This window comes from Candidatus Arthromitus sp. SFB-mouse-Japan (assembly GCF_000270205.1).
Classification (GTDB): domain Bacteria; phylum Bacillota; class Clostridia; order Clostridiales; family Clostridiaceae; genus Dwaynesavagella.
Genome location: NC_015913.1, coordinates 686,657 through 706,080, shown reverse-complemented (window position 1 = coordinate 706,080; position 19,424 = coordinate 686,657). Strand labels below are relative to the sequence as shown.

Genomic DNA, 19,424 nt, shown 5'->3' with positions numbered 1-19,424 from the left:
CATCTAAACCTCCTTTTTAATAAATTTCCCTCTTATAGTTTCATTTTTAAACATGAGTGAAATATCACTCTCTCTATTCATCTTTTTAGGATCTTTTATTATATTTAAATCCTCATCACAAACCAAAACAAATCCTTTATCAAGTATTTGATTTATATCATTTTTTTCAAGTTTTAATCTTAATTCATTAAGTCGATCTTTAAATTCAAAAATCAAATCCTTCATTTTCCCATTTAAATATAGTGCTACATTATTAATTTTAATTGATTTTTCATTTAAAATTTTCTTAGGCGAATAGGAACTTATATACATTTTATATTCATAAACTCTATTTTTAAAATTACTGATTACTCTATCCATGTTTTTATTTAAACTATCTCTAGCACTATCAATCAAAAACAAAATAGAATCCATATCATGTATACATATGTCTGCAGATGCCGTAGGCGTAGATGCCCTCAAATCACTAACGAAATCGCAAATAGTAAAATCTGTTTCATGACCAACACCACTCACTATTGGTATTTTTGATTTATAAATTTCTTCAGCTAAAATTTCATTATTAAAAGTCCAAAGATCTTCAATGGATCCTCCACCTCTTGCGATTATTATCACATCGACATTATTTTCTATATTAAAATACCTAATGCCTTGTATTATATCTTTGTATGCATCTATACCCTGCACGAGGGAATCAAAAATTTTTATGTTAACAAAAGGGTTCTTTCTCTTCGCCACATTTAAAATATCTTGTATTACTGCTCCAGTCTTTGAAGTAATAACTCCTATATTAAATGAAAAAGAAGGGATTTGTTTCTTATTTGATTCATCGAAGTATCCCTTCTCCCTAAGTTTATCCTTTAATTTTTCAAATTCTTTATGTAAATCCCCAACGCCTTGCTTCTCTACCATATAACAGATTATTTGATACGATCCCTCTTTACTGTACACAGATATCTTTCCTAAAACATCAATCTTTTCTCCATCTTTAAAATCAACAATATCCATTTCATCCATATATTTTGTAAATATCACACAATTAATCTTACATACATCGTCTTTAAGAGAAAAATATATGTTCCCGTTAGAATGCTTTTTAAAATTTGAAACTTCGCCACTTACATTTATGTTTGAAAGAAGAATATCACTTTCAAGACTAACTTTTATGTAATTTGTTAGAGATGAGACAGTAAATTTTTTAAGTTTCATTTAAATTGCCCTCTCTAAATCTTTTAATGGAATCCAAAACCCCATTAATATACCCCTTAGATCTATCTATACTATATTTTTTGGTAAGATTTAACGCCTCATTTATTGCAATATTCGGAGGCAATTCATCAAAACACATTTCGTAAACAGCTAATCTAAGAATCGATAAATCTACTTTTGATATTCTATTTATTTTCCAGCGCTTCAAATTTTTCTGTATAAGATCATCAATTTCATCTTTATGAATATTTATTCCATTCAAAACATTCAAACAATAATCTTTATTTAGGAACCTCATTTCGATATCAGAATCATTTTCTTTAAATTCTTTCTCAAAATCATTTATAAATTCTTTATATCCCTGATTAACCTTATTAAAATTTAAACAAAATATAATTTGCAAAAGTAATTCCCTTGATTTACTTCTATAACCACCCATAATTTTTCTTAAATTATTATCTCCTAATCTTAAAAACTTTTTAAATTAATTATATCATAATCATAACAACTCTTGAGATTAAAAATACAAAATTAACTACTTTATATATTTATTTTATTTAAATTTACTACTATAATCGATAAGTGTATAAGTTTATCAATAAATAAAAAAATATCTAAAGGAGGCATTTTAAATAAAATGATTTACACTGTTACACTAAATCCTTCTATTGACTACGTAATAAATTTAGAAAAATTAAATGAAAATTGCATAAACGTAGTAAATTCTAATGATGTCTACATTGGAGGAAAAGGAATAAACGTATCAAAAATTCTAAGCGAACACGGCATTAAAAGTAAGACATTAGGTTTCATTAGTGGTTTTACAGGAAAATTTGTTGAAGAATCTCTTAATAATGACAATATCTTAACTGACTTTATAAGCGTTGAAAATAACTTTTCACGTATCAATATCAAAATGAAAATCGGAGAAACTGAAACTGAAATTAACGGTTTGGGACCTAGAATATCAGACTCTCATGTTCAACTTTTGAATAGTAAAATTGATGCAATTAGTGATAGTGATATCATTGTATTGTCAGGTAGTATCCCAAATTCACTATCAGACAACTTCTATGAAGATATCATAGAGAGAATTAAATCCAAAAACATAAAAGTGATTGTTGATGCTAGAAAGAATTTGTTACTTAACGTACTTAAGTATAAACCCTTTTTGATAAAACCAAACAATCATGAAGTAATGGAAATATTTAATTTATCTGATCCTACTATTGAAGATTTAATTGAGTGCGGAAAAAAACTTAAAAAAATGGGAGCTATAAACGTTCTTATATCAATGGGGAAAGATGGAGCAATTTTAATAAATGAATTTAATGAAATCTATTTAAGCAACATACCTAATGGTGTTTTGAAAAATTCAGTAGGATCTGGAGATTCAATGGTTGCTGGATTCATTGCTGGATATTTAAAAACAAACGATTATACTCAGGCTTTAAAACTTGGAGCTGCTAGTGGAAGTGCCACTGCATTTTCAGATAATTTGGGCAAAATATCCCTAATTAATCTTTTAGTAAACCAAATACAAATCAAAAAATTATAACAATTGGGGGTAATAATTTATGAAAATTATTGACTTATTAGATTTAAATTCAATAAGTTTAAATTTAAGTTCAAAAAATAAACTAGATGTGATTAATGAACTGGTAGATCTAATCGAAAAGAGTGGAAATATATCTGATAAAAAATTATATAAAGAAGAAATTTTAAAACGTGAAAATCAAGGCACAACAGGAATAGGAGAAGGTATTGCAATACCTCATGCTAAAACATCAGCTGTCAAAAATGCTTGTCTTTCTGCTGGTGTTAGTAAAAATGGGATCAATTATGAATCCCTAGATGGTTCTGATGCCCAATTATTCTTTATGATTGGTGCTCCAGAAGGAGCTAACAATATCCATTTAGATGTACTTGCAAGACTATCTACTCTACTAATGGATGAAAATTTTCGCAAATCTCTAATTAGTGCAAAATCTCCTGGAGATTTTATATCTCTTATAGACAAAAAGGAAAACGAAAAATTTGGGGCTGAAGAAAATGATACATCTAACCAAGATTCACCCTTTCCAAAAGTGCTTGCTGTTACAGCGTGTCCAACAGGAATAGCTCATACTTTTATGGCAGCCGAATCTTTAATAAATAAAGCTCGTGAAATGGGTGTTAGTATCAAAGTTGAAACAAATGGTTCTTCTGGAATCAAAAATGCATTAAAAAGAGATGAAATTGACAATTGTAATGCAATAATAGTAGCAGCAGATAAGAAAATTGAAATGGAAAGATTCAATGGTAAGAAAGTTATTCAAACTAAAGTTGCAGATGGAATACATAAGCCAGAAGAATTAATTAGACGTGCCATTTCTGGAGATGCTCCAACTTATAATTCTGGAATAAATAATAGAAATGATGAAAGCTTTGAAGAAAATGCAGGACGTAAAATTTACAAGAGTTTAATGAATGGCGTATCTCATATGCTACCATTTGTTGTTGCTGGTGGGATTTTAATTGCACTCGCATTCTTATTCGATAATTACGAAATAAATCCTGAAAATTTTGGATCAAATACTCCTCTATCAAAATTTCTTAAAACAACTGGTGACATAGCATTTGAATTTTTATTGCCAGTACTTGCTGGATTTATTGCTGTAGGTATTGCTGACAGGCCTGCTATGGTTGTTGGTTTTGTTGGAGGAATTTTAGCAAAAACTAGCGGTGCTGGATTTTTAGGAGCACTAATTGCCGGATTCCTTGCTGGATACTTAGTTATTGCACTTAGAAAAATCTTTTCATTTTTACCAAAATCACTCGAAGGAATCAAGCCAGTACTCCTGTACCCACTGTTTGGAACGTTATTAATAAGCATTATAATGACATTTGTATTTAATCCACCAATTACATTTCTAAATAATTCACTTATTACATTTTTATCAAATTTAGGAACTAACTCAAAAATCTTATTGGGAACTATAGTTGCAGCCATGATGGCAATAGATATGGGAGGCCCTATTAATAAAGCTGCATACGTATTTGGTATTGCATCAATTGAATCTGGAAACTTCTATGTAATGGCTGCAGTTATGGCTGGCGGAATGGTTCCTCCTCTAGTAATAGCTATTGCCACAACTTTATTTAAAAATAATTTCACTAAAGAAGAAGTCAATGCAGGAAAAGTTAACTATATAATGGGATTATCCTTTATCACAGAGGGAGCAATTCCTTTTGCTGCAGCTAATCCACTTAAAGTTATACCGTCTTGTGTTATAGGATCTGCAATTACTGGAGCTTTATCAATGATCTTTAATTGCACGCTTAGAGCACCACATGGAGGAATATTTGTATTTCCAATTGTTGAAAATTGGATAATGTATTTAGTATCAATACTTATTGGATCAATTATTGGAGCTTTGATACTTGGAATGTTAACAAAAAACATGAATAATAAAATAAAGAAAGCCTAAGATTTAAATCTTAGGCTTTCTCCCTCATTAGAATTAATTTTTTAGTTTAAATTTATCATTCTATAATCTCTTATAACCTTAGTCTAACCTTTTTTATCTTAATATACTTTCTCTAATAATTTTTTAATAGCTAATCTATATATTAGACATACACATTATTTTACAAACCTATTTTATACAATCATTTATCAACCACTAATTTTTAATTTAAATTTCTGCCAAGGCTTCAAATAATCTAATATGAATAATTCTTCTTCTGTTATTTTCCCAACAACATTTGAAAATCCTGTATTCTTCATATCTTTTTTTGCAATTTGCAACTCTCCTGCATAATGACCATATTCACTACTTTCTATTACAATATCTCCACGTTTAATTATCTCTGGGACATTAAATAATTCAAATTTATTTCCTTTATATTTAATCCGAGGCTGAGTTGATCGGATCATGTTAGAATTAACATCCCCTCTGTTAATGTGCAATTCTTCAAACATAACTCTACGTTGAAGTTCAGGCACCCCATCTTCCACAGTCACATCAAAAGTCACGAACCTAAGGTCTAAATCCTTAAATTGCTCTAATTCATCATCCGATGGATAACAGTTGGATATTATGATGTCATCAATATTTCCCATAGATAAATAATGTTTAACCTGTGTCAGTAATGATAAATTTCTATGCATCTCAAGGGTAACCAATCCTTGAGTAACAGGCCATGGTCCAAATGTATTTTGATTCTGACTCGTAACAAAAGCAGCCGTTCTTAATCCGTATCTTTTAAATCTATCTGTGCATTCATCGAAATAATCAAGAGCCAAACCCGAGTAAGCGTGAGGATAAAAATTATGACATCCATACAAATTATATTTGTTAGGATAATAATCCATAATTGTATCTATAGTATGAACATTAATACTTGCATTTATTTCAACTTTTAAATTATACTCATTAAAGGTCATTAACGCCTCTTCGTTTCCTGTAAACCCCTCATCCAATCTAAAACCATCCGCTTGAATTTCTTTGAAAAATTTCAAATCATTATATGTAATTCCTAATTTAGAAAAAACACTTGGAGCTACATCCACGATAATTTCAAAACCCTTAGACTTTGCAAACTCATTTATATACGTAAAATCTTTTTTTATCTTCTCTTTATCATCTACCACAGAAAGTAAACAAGAAAATATTCTCGAAAATCCAGCATAAGATGCTCTATCAATATATTCCAGCAATTCCTCTTTCGAAGTTTTTTCGGGGTAAATGGAGATTCCTAGCCTCTTCATAAGAATATCCTCCTGTTAAATCACTAATCTCCTATTTTACAAAGTTGAAAACTTTAGGATCAGGTCCTGTTCTTAAATCTTCATTCAATGATGATATTTTATTAATATCCTCGGGACTGATTTTAAAGTCAAAAATATCAGCATTACTTATAATCCTTTCCATATTAGAAGACTTAAATATAACTAGAATATCTTGTTGTAAATGCCAACGAAGAATTATTTGTGCCGGAGTTTTTCTATACTTTTCTGAAAGTTCTACAATCACATCATCTGTAAATACCTGACCTCTCATAAGAGGTGACCATGCTTGAACTAATATATCATGATCTTTACAATATTTTCTTAAAGCTTCTTGAGTTAATTTTGGATGAATTTCAATTTGATTCAGCACTGGTTTAACCTTGGCGAATGTCATAAGATTTTCAAAATGTTCTTCATTAAAATTACAAACACCTATAGATTTAACTTTGCCTTGAAAATATAAATCTTCCAAAGCTCTCCATGGTTCCTGAAAAGAATATGGATTACCTGGCCAGTGTATTAAGTATAAATCCAAGTAATCAAGTTTAAGCTTGTTCATACTTTGATTAAAAGAATCCATAGTTTGTTCATAAGAAAGTCCAGCATTCCAAACTTTCGTAGTAACAAAAATATCTTCTCTTTTTAAACCTACTTCTTTAATTCCTTCATGAACACCTTTACCCGTACCCACCTCATTATCATAAAATGAAGCTGTATCAATCAGACGATATCCATTCTTGATTGCACCTTTGACAAGATTTATACATTCATTATCTGGAACCTTATATACACCTAAACCAAATGCAGGAATTTCAATTCCATTGTTAAACTTAAGTTTACTTCCTAAAGAACCTATCATCACCGTACGCCTCCTTTTACATATTAGACAAGTATATATTACACTTTATAAACTTACTAATCAAGATGTATTAATCTAATTAGTAAATTTCCATGCTATTTCCTTCGAAAATTTTAGATTTTCATAAATATTTAAAGTTTTTTTTAAGTATTTGCTAATTAATCAACTATAATCACCTGATATAAACAATAAGTTAACTAAAATATTTAAAAACAAAAAAGGTCACACAAAAAAATTTTTTGTGTGACTCTCTAAGCTCCCAATTATATTGTATAATATAATTTATTTAATTTCAATATATCTTTAAAAATTTTTAACATAATCTACTAATATTTCAAATATTTCTTCATCATATTTTTTTATTACTTTACAATCATTATACATTGAATATCCGCCTGTTCCTTTTGCTCTATAGCTATTTAAACAAATTGTAAAAGTGTCATCATCAAATACTTCTTTTCCATTTACTTTAACATCATAAACTCTATTCCCAAGATCCCCTTCATAATCGATTTTATAATCCACACCCATAAAATAATCATAATTATAATGTTCAATCTTTGGTTTCAAAAATCTTTCAGAAATAATAATTTCTCCATCTTTCATGTCAAAGTATTCGGCACTTCTTTCAAGAGCTTTCTTTAAATTTTTACCATTTATTTCTAAAAGAACTAAAGTATTTGGAAATGGATACGTCAATAAAAGATCTCTCATTCTAACCTTTCTTGGAAGACCTGAAATTCTATTAGCAAAACTCGTTGAAGAAATATCTGCTCCAGTATATTCTATTTGAACTTTATTTATAAAGTCAGCAAGCTTACTTCCATTAAGTGCCATGTTTAAATGAGTATCAGGAAGTAACTCCTCATCTATCTCGCCAACAAAATTATCTATAAGATTTTGAATTCTCTCATTTTCTTCATAGAATGGAACTTTTTTATCGGAAAGCGGTATATCTTTTGCAAGTATCATATCAGACTCAATAATATTTTCATTATTTTCTCTTGATATCTTTATCTCATGAAAACTCATAGCATTAAATAAATTTTGCACAACATAAGTGTTTTTTAAATACCTACCTTTAATTCCAATATGCTGGTGACCTGTTAAAAGTACATCAAAATCTAACTCATCACAAATTTTTGTACCAACATTTTCCCCACTCGTTTCAACTATTTTCCCAGTATCAATGTCACATTCAAATCCTCCATGATAAACGCATACACTTACATCAACTTTATCTTTCATTTGATCATAAGCTTTCTTTAAATTTTCAATAATATTCCCGATTAATATTCCACTTAAATTTTGAGGACTCTCCCAAAATTTCACAAACTCAGTTACACATCCAACAATTCCAACCCTAAGTCCATTTTTCATTGTAATTATTTTATGTGGATATAATGAATTACCTTTCTCATCAAGACAATTCTCACAAACACATTCAGCATCTAAATGCTCCAAATATTTTTTAAAATATTCATAGCCATAATTAAAATCATGGTTACCAATAGTAACAAAATCGTACCCTACTTCATTCATAATTCGTGCGATTTTATCAGGAGACTTTTGCATCTGACTAAAATATGTAAATGGGGAGCCTTGAAGTATATCTCCCCCATCAATAATTAGAGTTTCATCATCCTTATTATATCTTGTTGCTAAATGTAATAATCCTTGATGCTTGACTTCTCTGTCCATATAATCGGTGTTAAAAAAATATCCGTGGATATCAGATGTGAAAATTATTCTTAAATTCTTGTTCATATTTACCCCCTAGCTAGCTTCACTCTTATCTTAGTTGAAATAAATTCTATAATAAGCACAAGAACTATAAGTCCTATTATAATCGCCCCAACTTCATTCCACCTATAAGAATTCATTGAAAATATTAATGGTGCACCAATTCCTCCTGCTCCAACTATCCCTAATATACTAGCATCTCTCAAATTCATATCAAAACGATATATAACTGTCGAAATAAAATCTGGAAAAAGTTGAGGAAGTATTCCATAACGAATCTTCTGAAAAAAATTACATCCACAAGCATCTAACGATTCTAAAATTTTAGTATCTAAATCTTCTATTGACTCAATATACATTTTTGAAATCATTCCAATAGATGCCAAAGACATAGTAAGAAGTCCTGCAAATGCACCTGGTCCCGTTACTCTTATAAACATTAATGCATACACAATTGATGGAACTGTACGAATTGACATAATTATAAATCTTCCAACAACACTTATTGGCTTAGGAACAATATTTGTAGCAGAAATAAATGAAATTGGGATTGCTAGAACTGAACCAACAAGTGTACCAAGAAATGCAATACACATTGTTTCAAGTAAAAGGTATGGAACACCACCTACAAAATCAAAAAGAAGTTCTGTATCTGGAGCAAATATTCCAAGAAAAATATTTTTAGCTATCTGAAGACCATTTTGTGATATTCCTTCTAAACTAACTGTACTGCTTGACCATACAATAAGGAAAACACAAATTAAAGCAGTAATTATTTTCCAAATAAAGTTACGAGGTTCTTTTTCGTATTGTCTTAAAACCATCTCACTCATAAATATTACCTCCTAAGTTAATTTCTTTCTGAGATAATGGCTCAACAATTCAATCAAGATTACAACCATAAATAAAGATATAAGTACCATCCCAACATTTCCATACTCTCTCCAACTAAGATTCTCATTAAGAATTAATCCTATTCCTCCAGCACCAACATAACCTAATATAGCTGCATGTCTAACATTACCTTCAAAACAAAATAAACTTGTGGCGATATACGATGGTAAAACTTGTGGTATAATTGCACTTAAAAATGCTCTTAATTTACTCGCACCTAAAGCTTGAATCGCTTCATAAGCTCCCATATCAACCGTTTCTATTTGCTCATAAAGTTTCTTTCCAACATATCCAAAAGTAAATATAGAAATCGCAACAGTACCCGCAAAAGTTCCAAGCCCAAAAACATATGTAGCAATAAGTGCGATAACAAGAGTAGGGAGCGTTCTCACTATACTAAGTAAAAATCTCATAAATGACACAACAAATTTGCTTTTTATTATGTTACTTGATGACACTATAGAAAACGGTATAACAGCCAGAGATCCTATTACAGATCCCAAAAGAGACATCTTCACTGTATCAAAAAGTGGTTTCAAAATCTTATTTATGTAATCAATATTTGGCGGAAACATTTGTCCTATAATACTAAAAAAATTTTTTCCACGTTGAATTAATGTGGTAAAGTTAAATCCTGTAATTTTTACAGACACTATAATGGCAATAATAAAAATCAAAATTATAAGTGGCATTCTCGATCTTTTTTCTTCAACTTGCTTTCCATTTCCAAATTCTATAACTCGTGGTCTAAATATCTTATCATAGATATTCACGCAACCACCTCCACCTTACCCTTGTAAATAGTTTCTAATATTTCTTCCGTAACTTCAGATGAAGAGCCATCATAAACTATTTTCCCATCTTTAATCCCAACAATCCTATCTGCATAATTAAGGGCAAGTTCAACATGATGAATATTTATCAAAATTGAAATGTTCATTTCTCTATTTATTTTCTTAAAATCTTCCATAACTTTTCTTGCTGTAATAGGGTCTAAAGCCGCAACAGGTTCATCAGCTAAGATAATTTCAGGATTTTGTGCTAGAGTCCTTGATAATGCAACCCTCTGTTGCTGTCCTCCTGAAAGTTGATCTGCTCTTATAAATGCTTTGTCAACAATTCCCATCTTATCCAAGGCCTCTAATGCTTGTATTTTTTCCTCTTTCGTAAATATCCCAAAGACTGATCTTATAAATGGGATATCTGGTACTTTTGCAGTTAAAACATTTTTTATTACACTTGTGCGAGTTACAAGATTAAAAGATTGGAAAATCATACCAATTTTTCTCCTAAATTCTCTAAGTTGCTTTCCTTTTAATTCCTTAACATTTTTGCCATTTACAATTAAATTTCCATCTGTAATATCAATCATTCTGTTTATTGTCCTTATTAAAGTCGACTTACCCGCACCAGATAAACCGATAATTGCAACAAATTCTCCTCGATTTATCTTTAAGTTAACATTATCAAGTCCCTTAGTGCCATTTGGATATACTTTTGAAACGTTTTTAAACTCTATCATTAATTAATCCTCTCATTTATTTTATTTATAAAAAAGGCAGGGACTCGTCCCCGCCATAACTTTCAAAATTATTGAGATCTTAGTTCACGAATAATCTCCTGAACTCTTCTTTCATTATCATAATCGGCAGATTGAGCACGTTCATACCCTTTGTGACTATAAACTGAGATTACCTTTTTACCTTCTTCAGTATTTGCTATATTTATCATAGCTGTCGCAAATGCATTTTTGAATTCAGGTGTCATAATAGGAGAATTTTTACTTGCACTTATCGTATCATTATAAATTGGATCAGACACACCTATAACATTTGTTTCATCCCAAATTTGTCCTGTACGTCCATAATCATTTATCCAATTTTCAACATAATCAATTCTTGCGTCAGCAAAAACTGTTACAACATCTACTTGTTCAGCTGCTAATCTAGCAATGGAACTTCCATAAGAATCAGATTGAACCTTATTTTCTAAATCTGCTACAGATTTACCATACTTATCATTTAATAATAAAGTTGGATAAATATATCCTGCAGATGATGCTGGACTCATTACAGCCCATTTTGCACTATTTAAATCTTCCCATGTTAACTCTTGTCCATTATTTACTTTTTGACTAAGTTCCTTCCCTTTTGCAGAAGGTCCAGCAATAATAAGTGATCTATATGAAGTAGCTTGTTGTGGTATGTATTCTGTAGGCGATTGATTCCAATCTATTGCATTTTCAGAACTATGACTTACTGCATCCCTTGTAGCTGTTAATAACACTTCAGCACCATCATCGTATAATACATATGTAGCACCTGGAATAAATCCAATATCGACAGTACCAGATACCAAAGCCTCTCCTACAGCTTCATAGTTTGTCCCAACTGAAATATTAACTTCTCCAATTGAATATCCTTGATTATTCAACTCATTTTTTAACATATCTTTCAAAGGCTCTGTTGCTGTAATAATTTGATCCGGGTCTTTCGAAGGAACAAAAGCTATATTTAACTTATCAATATTTATAGTATTTGTTGTTGTATCAGAATTTAATGAAGTATTTGAGCCATCAGTTGAAGGTGAACCAATGCAACCAGTTAAAAGTGATAATGCCAAAAAACCAGAAGTTAGTATACGTGTAACATGCTTTTTCATAATTTATCTCCTTTTTGTATAATGGTTTATATTTAAAATAAACGGCTATAAGAGCTATTTATTAAAAATTACATTAAAAAACGTAAAGAATCATTATGTTTTTCAATCAGAATGCTAAAATTTAATCGTTCTATGTACATTTTAATATAAAATTATTTTTATTGTCTATATTAAATTTATAAAAAATGTAGAATTATGTTATGACTATCTAATAACATTCTAATCAAATAATATAATAAAATCTAAAAAGGAGATAATCTTTATTTTAAAATAGAAATAACTTGTTGCGGTGATTGATTTGCTTGTGCTAACATTGATTGGGTTGCCTGTTGAAGAATATTTAATTTTGTTAAATTCATCATCTCTTTTGCCATATCAACATCTCGTATTCTCGACTCTGCTGCTTGTAAATTCTCTGCTGTATTCCCAATTGAAGATACTGTGTGCTCAAGTCTATTTTGTACAGATCCAAGATTGGCTCTCTGTTCTGATACTCTAAAAATTGCTATATCTAATCTTTCAATTGCCTCCTTTGAATTTTCTATTGTAGATAAATCACTTCCCCCAAGACCAAGTTCACGACTTCTCATATTCTCTATATCAAGTCCAACCATCTGACCTTTATTCGATCCTACTTGAAAATCCACACCATTTGATTTCTTCTCTGAATCATTAAAAAAGGAAATTCTTATTTCTTTCCCAGCGGGAAGATAAGACGATGTAGCGTGAATATTGTTAAATCTTAAATTAATTCCTGCCAATTCAACATCTTCAATTACTGAAGGATTATCTATAATTATACTATCAATAACATATGGTTTCCATCCATTAAAATGGGATCGATCAACTATACTAATAGTAACATCAAGATTCCTATCTTTAGAAATAATTAAATCAAATGTTCCTTCTCCAAGTCTAACTAATTCATTTGGATCTATTTCTTTCATAACCTCATTAATTGAATTTGGATTCTTAATATCTCCATTAATAATAACTGAATCTTTATCACGAGTCTTGATTTCTTTCCCAGAAATACTCCCATTGATAAGTTTACTACCATTAAATTCTGTATCCTCTGATATCCTATCAATCTCCGATTTTAATTTCTTAAACTCTTGATCTATTAAAGTTCTATCTTCATCTGTATAAGTACCATTTGCAGATTGAACTGCAAGTTCCCTCATTCTCTGTGCTATTGCTTGAGTTTCTGAAAGTGCTCCTTCTGCTGTTTGAATCATTGAAATACCATCTTGTGTGTTTCTCGAAGCTTGATTAAGTCCTCTTATTTGTGATCTCATCTTTTCAGAAATTGCGAAACCTGCTGCATCATCTGCAGCCCTATTTATCCTCAATCCTGAATTCAATTTTTCCATTGCCTTACCTTGAGCAATTGTAGTACTTCCCATATTTCTATGTGCGTTCATCGCATTAATATTGTGATTTATTATCATAATCTTAATACTCTCCAAACTTCATTTCCTATAAAATAAGTTGTACCAATTTAAATTTCTTATGTGAAAATACTTAAATTATTTGTTGGTAAGATAAGAAATCTTTACAATAGACTTAAACAAAAATTAAATATAAAATATATTTGAGAAACATTTAATATAATTTTTTGACAAAGAAGGGAAAAAACGTGAAAAAATTAATTTCATTCACTGTATTAGCATCAATGGCAATTGCTATTACATCCTGTAACACTTCAAACAAAAACAAAAACGTATCTAATAACAATCCTATAATTTCAGAAACCGAAAGCAATAAAATAATTAAATTACCTAATTCAATAGTAAAATATGAAACACTTGAAGAAGCTATAGAGGCTTGTGGATTTAAATTTTCTATACCTGATACAATTGTTGGATATGAAAATAAACAATATTCAATTATTAATGACGAAACAATTCAAATTACTTATTATAATGAGAAAAAACTCGAAAGTATAAATGAAGAAGATTTAAAAAATATAACATTTGATTCATTCAATGCAAATCAACACACTCTATTTATTAGAAAATCCACTGGAACTGAAGACATAAGTGGCGATTACAATGATTACTCAGAAATAAACAGAATCTACATAAATAATTTAGACGTAACGACGAAAGGAAACAACGGAAAAATCAGCGTAGCAATTTGGACAAACAATGGATATACATTTTCTATAACAACAAATAATCCAATAAGTACAGATCTATTATTAGATATAATTATCAACATCAAATAAATAATAATGCCGAAGAATAAAATCACTCATTCTTCGGCAAAAATTTTTATTCGAATTCTATTGTTGATGGTGGTTTCGAAGTAACATCATAAACAATCCTATTTACATCACTAACTTCATTGACTATGCGTCTTGAAATAACATCAAGAATTTCATAAGGAATTCTTGCCCAATCTGAAGTCATCCCGTCACTCGATGTCACAGCTCTCAAAGCTACCGTATAACTATATGTCCTTTCATCACCCATGACACCAACAGACTTCATATTCGTTAAACAAGCAAAATACTGCCATATTTCCTTATTCAACCCCGCATTTTCAATTTCATCTCTCAAAATTTTATCCGCTCGTCTTAATATTTTTAGTTTTTCATTTGTAACTTCACCAATAACTCTTATCCCAAGTCCTGGTCCTGGAAATGGTTGACGATAAACAATGCTTTCAGGCAATCCAACTTCTAATCCAAGTTCCCTAACCTCATCCTTAAAAAGAGTATTTAATGGTTCGATTAATTTAAATCTCATATTTTTAGGAAGTCCGCCAACATTATGGTGAGATTTTATTGTTTGAGCTGTATTAGTGCCTGATTCTATAACATCAGTATAAAGAGTACCCTGAGCTAAAAATTCAAAATCATTTAATTTAGACGTTTCTTCCTCAAAACAAAACACAAACTCATTACCTATAATTTTACGCTTTTGCTCTGGATCAGAAACACCTTTCAATTTATTCAAAAATCTATCTTGAGCATCAACCTTAACAAAATTCATTTTAAATTTTCCATCAAAAGTATCGACAACCTCCTGAGCCTCTCCTTCACGAAGAAGTCCATTATCAATAAACATACATAACAATTGATTACCAATAGCTTTATAAATAAGTGCTGCTACAACAGAAGAATCAACTCCCCCACTAAGTGCACACAAAACTTTTTTATCTCTAACTTGATCTCTTATCTTAACAATTTGATCCTCAATAAAATTACTCATAGACCAATTTGCATTAGCTTTACATATTTTAAATACAAAATTCTTTAATATTTCAGTTCCATAAACAGAATGTTCAACTTCTGGGTGAAATTGAACCAGATGTATATTCTTATCTTCATTAAATGCAGCAGCAATTGGGCAAGACTCACTACTAGCATTTGCTATAAAACCTAATGGAAGAGTTTTAACATGATACCCATGACTCATCCAAACAATCTGCTCTATTGGGATATTCTCAAAAATTCCACTGCCATCGGTCTTAATTTCTGTCTTCCCATACTCTCTTTCAGATGACCTCTCAACAACTCCACCATTCATATGAGTTATGAGTTGCATACCATAACAAATTCCCATAATAGGTATTCCTAGATTAAGTATATCTGGATCCATAACAAAGGAGCCTTTATCTGTAACAGTATTTGGACTACCACTTAATATAATTCCCTTAACATTCGTCAATTGTTTAATATCTTGTGCCGTTATTTTATGAGACTTAAGTTCGCTATAAACTCCAAGTTCTCGAATACGTCGACAAATCAATTGATTATATTGACTCCCAAAATCAATAACCAGCACTTGATCACTCTTCATTTAATCACCCCTAATAAAATATTTCTTCACCAATTAATTATAAAAATATAAAATGCACTAAAAAGATCAAAGTAAGTACCCACATTATAGGATGAACTTCTTTTCTTCTACCAGCTGCCCACATCATAATTGGATACAAAACAAATCCTGATGCTATTCCTTCAGATATAGAGTATCCAAGTACCATCATAATAATAGTAATAAATGCTGGAATCGCTATCTCAATTTTACCCCACTCAATGTTACTTAACGATGAAGCCATCAAAACACCAACTGTAATAAGTGCTGGCGCAGTAACTGAAGGTGTTACAACTGTTAAAAGTCCAGAACAAAACAACATTAACAAAAAGAAAATTGATGTAAACACAGAAGCAAGTCCAGTTTTTGCACCAACTTCAACACCTGCTAAAGACTCAACATAAGAAGTTGTTGAAGATGTTCCCAAAATAGCTCCAATTACTGTCGCTGTTGAATCAGCCAATAAAGCTTTATTAGCTCTTAGTAATTCACCCTTTTCATTTACAAATCCTGCTCTAAATCCAACTGCCATCAAAGTTCCTGCTGTATCAAAAAAATCTATAAATAAAAATGAAAATATAACTAATATAATATCTTTTGAGAAAATAGTAGGTAAGGCTTCAAACAATGCTCCGAAAGTTTGACTTATAGAAGGTATTGGTGCGATAACTTGCTGTGGCAAATCTACAACTCCTAAAAATATTCCAATAATTGCTGTAATAACCATACCGATAAATATAGCTGCTGGAATTTTTCTCACCATTAAAATTAAAGTTATAACCAATCCAATTATTGCAATTAATACACTAAAATCTGTAAAATCACCTAATCCAACTAATGTCGAATCATTATTTACAATAATTCCTGCATTCTGAAATCCCAAAAATGCAATGAAAAATCCAATTCCAGTTCCAACTGCGTGCTTTAAAGATGTAGGAATACTGTTAATGATTATTTCCCTCAAACCAGTTAAAGATAATATCATAAATAAAATTCCTGAAATAAATATTCCTGCTAGAGCTTGTTGCCACGTATAACCCAATAATAATACAACGGTGTAAGCAAAAAACGCATTTAATCCCATACCAGGAGCGAGAGCCACAGGGAAATTTGCATGCAATCCCATTATAAGAGTTCCGATTGCTGCAGCTAAAATAGTTGATGTAAATACTGCACCTTGATCCATTCCTGTAACTGAGAGAATATTTGGATTAACAAAAATTATGTAAGCCATAGATAAAAATGTTGTTAATCCTCCAATAAATTCTTTAGATACCGTTGTACCTCGTTCTTCTAATTTGAAAAACTTGTTCAGCATAAAAGTTCATACCTCCAACTAATTTTATTTAATAAATTTAGCAAAAAATATAATATGGGACTATCAGCTCAAAAGTTGAAAGTCCCTAATTAGCATAGTAAATCAACATACAACAACAATCTAAATCTATCAATTTAATAAGCACCCGTAGTCTACTCATTTAAGGTAAGTAGGTAGAGACTTTCGAACCATATTATCGATTATATACGGGATAATCCAATACTAATAATTTAATGTTAAAGTCATTAACTAAAAAAGTCAATATAAAAATATAATAATACACTCAAATTTATCTTATAATCCTTCATTTCGTATAATTTGGAGCATCTTTCATCAAACTTATATCGTGTGGATGACTTTCTCTTATACCTGAAGCAGTTTGCACAACAAATCTTGAATTATTGAATAAAGTTTTAATATCTGCTGATCCAAGATATCCCATTCCTGACTTTATTCCTCCAATTAGTTGATAGATTATTTCACTAATCTTTCCCTTATATGGAACAACTCCTTCAATTCCTTCAGGTACAAATTTTTTACTCCCATTTTGAAAATATCTATCACTTGATCCACTATCCATAGCACCAAGAGACCCCATGCCTCTATAAGACTTATAAATATTTTCACCAAATACAACTTTATCACCAGGAGACTCATCACACCCAGCAAAAATAGAACCAAGCATAACAGCACTCGCACCACCTGCTAATGCCTTAACAATATCCCCAGAATATTTAATTCCACCATCAGCAATTATAGGTATATTATGCTCTATAGCCTCTTCAGCACAATCCATTATAGCTGTAAGTTGTGGAACCCCGACACCTGCAACTATTCTAGTCGTACATATTGATCCAGGTCCTATACCTACCTTAACAGCATCTGCACCAGCATGAACCAAATCATATACTGCTTTGCCAGTTGCTACATTCCCCGCAATTATTTGAACATCTGGATACAACTGTTTTATAATGGATACTCCATCAATTACACCCTTTGAATGCCCATGAGCTGTATCTAAAACTAAAATATCTACTTCCTTATTCACAAGTTCCTTAACTCTATCAATCATATCTTGAGTAATACCAATCGATGCACCACATAAAAGTCTACCTTTACTATCCAAAGAAGATATTTCTAGCTTGTTACCACTAAAGTTTTTAACACTCTCTAACTGTTTACCTTGATCCTTAATTGACATATTTTTATGAAGTATTCCTATTCCTCCATGTACAGCCATAGCTATTGCCATTTTACTTTCTGTAACAGTATCCATACTAGCACTCATAAGAGGTATATTAAGAGATATTTTTCTAGTAAGATTTGTCTTTAAACTAACTTGATTTGGTAAAATCTCTGCTTTATTTGGTACCAATAAAACATCATCAAAAGTATATGCATTTTTAATAATTCTCGCCATATAATCCACACTCCTTATCTTCTTCGTTCATATGTTTCAATAATTATACAATGATTAAAACATAATTGCATTAAATTTTTAAGTCTTCAGAGCCTTTTTAGCTAATTTATCGGCTAAATCATTATATCTATCACCAGAATGAGCCCTAACCTTTCTAAATACAATATTTATCTTATCTTTAATGCTATCATAATATTTTTTATAATTTTGAGTGCCAACCTTATTTGCTTTCCAATATCCCTTACACCATTTTTCTATTCCTTCGTAATCATAATAAATTACAATACTCTCAAACTTATTATCTAAACAATATTTCATGGCACTCATTGACCCCATAATTTCCCCAGCAACATTTCTCATTTCACACAATTCTGGATCATTAAATCTCTCATAAAAGTGTTCCTCACTATCACCATTTATTATAACCATACCATATGAATACTCTTTCGTATCAGAGTTATAACTTCCATCTACATATGCAACTAAATCACTTGATTCAAAAATTTCTTCATTATTATCCAAAAAATTATTCGCCTCATTAAGTGTCTTAAAACTTTTATAAATAGCTCCGGAATATCCATTTATATTTTTCTTACATTCATCCCAACTTTCAAATATACCTTTCTTATGTCCTTTCTTAACAGCATAAAACTTTTTTGCCAAACTTACTCCACCCCTCTTATAAAAAAAACTTAAGGGCAGATCACCCTTAAGCCTAA

Annotated in this window: 17 protein-coding genes and 1 riboswitch; of the genes, 3 read left to right on the top strand and 14 right to left on the bottom strand. The window is 30.5% G+C overall.

What is annotated here, in order from left to right:
• Positions 1–3 precede the first annotated feature (3 nt).
• Together xseA and nusB are read right to left on the bottom strand one after the other, a co-directional pair.
• Positions 4–1,209 (bottom strand): exodeoxyribonuclease VII large subunit, encoded by a 1,206-nt coding sequence (xseA, locus tag SFBM_RS03430; protein ID WP_005806472.1) that lies wholly within the window; start codon positions 1,207–1,209, stop codon positions 4–6.
• The gene (gene nusB, locus SFBM_RS03425; protein ID WP_005806474.1) at positions 1,199–1,648 is read right to left on the bottom strand and encodes a transcription antitermination factor NusB; all 450 of its coding nucleotides are present in this window, start codon (positions 1,646–1,648) and stop codon (positions 1,199–1,201) included. The genes xseA and nusB overlap by 11 nt, the downstream gene beginning before the upstream one ends.
• A 198-nt stretch (positions 1,649–1,846) precedes the next feature.
• Between nusB and pfkB the strand changes: the two genes are divergently transcribed.
• A complete protein-coding gene (gene pfkB, locus SFBM_RS03420) occupies positions 1,847–2,767 on the top strand; it encodes a 1-phosphofructokinase (protein ID WP_005806475.1) in 921 nt (306 codons plus the stop codon).
• 19 nt (positions 2,768–2,786) lie between these two features.
• A complete protein-coding gene (locus SFBM_RS03415) occupies positions 2,787–4,679 on the top strand; it encodes a PTS fructose transporter subunit IIABC (protein WP_005806477.1) in 1,893 nt (630 codons plus the stop codon).
• A gap of 188 nt (positions 4,680–4,867) precedes the next feature.
• Here SFBM_RS03415 and SFBM_RS03410 read toward each other — a convergent pair whose 3' ends face one another.
• From SFBM_RS03410 to SFBM_RS03375, 8 genes are all read right to left on the bottom strand, one after another.
• On the bottom strand, positions 4,868–5,962 hold the full coding sequence (locus SFBM_RS03410) for a DUF871 domain-containing protein (protein ID WP_014017904.1): 1,095 nt from the start codon (positions 5,960–5,962) through the stop codon (positions 4,868–4,870).
• Between the two features lie 31 nt (positions 5,963–5,993).
• Complete coding sequence (locus SFBM_RS03405; protein ID WP_005806479.1) at positions 5,994–6,842, bottom strand: aldo/keto reductase; 849 nt, start codon at positions 6,840–6,842, stop codon at positions 5,994–5,996.
• Between the two features lie 303 nt (positions 6,843–7,145).
• Complete coding sequence (locus SFBM_RS03400; protein ID WP_005806481.1) at positions 7,146–8,609, bottom strand: bifunctional metallophosphatase/5'-nucleotidase; 1,464 nt, start codon at positions 8,607–8,609, stop codon at positions 7,146–7,148.
• A gap of 2 nt (positions 8,610–8,611) precedes the next feature.
• A complete protein-coding gene (phnE, locus tag SFBM_RS03395) occupies positions 8,612–9,418 on the bottom strand; it encodes a phosphonate ABC transporter, permease protein PhnE (protein WP_007439751.1) in 807 nt (268 codons plus the stop codon).
• Positions 9,419–9,430: 12 nt separating this feature from the next.
• A complete protein-coding gene (phnE, locus tag SFBM_RS03390; protein WP_007439752.1) occupies positions 9,431–10,252 on the bottom strand; it encodes a phosphonate ABC transporter, permease protein PhnE in 822 nt (273 codons plus the stop codon).
• Positions 10,249–11,001: a phosphonate ABC transporter ATP-binding protein gene (gene phnC, locus SFBM_RS03385; protein WP_005806483.1), complete on the bottom strand. Its 753-nt coding sequence runs from the start codon at positions 10,999–11,001 to the stop codon at positions 10,249–10,251. The genes phnE (SFBM_RS03390) and phnC overlap by 4 nt, the downstream gene beginning before the upstream one ends.
• A gap of 68 nt (positions 11,002–11,069) precedes the next feature.
• Positions 11,070–12,140, bottom strand: a complete 1,071-nt coding sequence (locus SFBM_RS03380) for a phosphate/phosphite/phosphonate ABC transporter substrate-binding protein (RefSeq protein WP_005806485.1) — start codon at positions 12,138–12,140, stop codon at positions 11,070–11,072.
• 260 nt (positions 12,141–12,400) lie between these two features.
• Positions 12,401–13,591, bottom strand: coding sequence for a flagellin (locus tag SFBM_RS03375; protein WP_005806486.1), 1,191 nt, complete (start codon positions 13,589–13,591; stop codon positions 12,401–12,403).
• Between the two features lie 224 nt (positions 13,592–13,815).
• Here SFBM_RS03375 and SFBM_RS03370 point away from each other — a divergent pair, with 224 nt between their 5' ends.
• Positions 13,816–14,370 (top strand): hypothetical protein, encoded by a 555-nt coding sequence (locus tag SFBM_RS03370; protein WP_242821638.1) that lies wholly within the window; start codon positions 13,816–13,818, stop codon positions 14,368–14,370.
• 46 nt (positions 14,371–14,416) lie between these two features.
• Here SFBM_RS03370 and guaA read toward each other — a convergent pair whose 3' ends face one another.
• The 4 genes from guaA to SFBM_RS03350 all read right to left on the bottom strand — a co-directional run bounded on the left by guaA (position 14,417) and on the right by SFBM_RS03350 (position 19,368).
• Positions 14,417–15,949: a glutamine-hydrolyzing GMP synthase gene (guaA, locus tag SFBM_RS03365; protein WP_005806490.1), complete on the bottom strand. Its 1,533-nt coding sequence runs from the start codon at positions 15,947–15,949 to the stop codon at positions 14,417–14,419.
• A 37-nt stretch (positions 15,950–15,986) separates the two neighbouring features.
• Entirely contained in the window at positions 15,987–17,285 is a 1,299-nt protein-coding gene (locus SFBM_RS03360) for an NCS2 family permease (protein ID WP_005806491.1), read from the bottom strand.
• 128 nt (positions 17,286–17,413) lie between these two features.
• Positions 17,414–17,515: riboswitch (purine riboswitch) on the bottom strand.
• Positions 17,516–17,589: 74 nt separating this feature from the next.
• The gene (guaB, locus tag SFBM_RS03355) at positions 17,590–18,705 is read right to left on the bottom strand and encodes an IMP dehydrogenase (protein ID WP_005806492.1); all 1,116 of its coding nucleotides are present in this window, start codon (positions 18,703–18,705) and stop codon (positions 17,590–17,592) included.
• Positions 18,706–18,783: 78 nt separating this feature from the next.
• Complete coding sequence (locus tag SFBM_RS03350; protein WP_005806494.1) at positions 18,784–19,368, bottom strand: ribonuclease H1 domain-containing protein; 585 nt, start codon at positions 19,366–19,368, stop codon at positions 18,784–18,786.
• Positions 19,369–19,424: the final 56 nt, after the last annotated feature.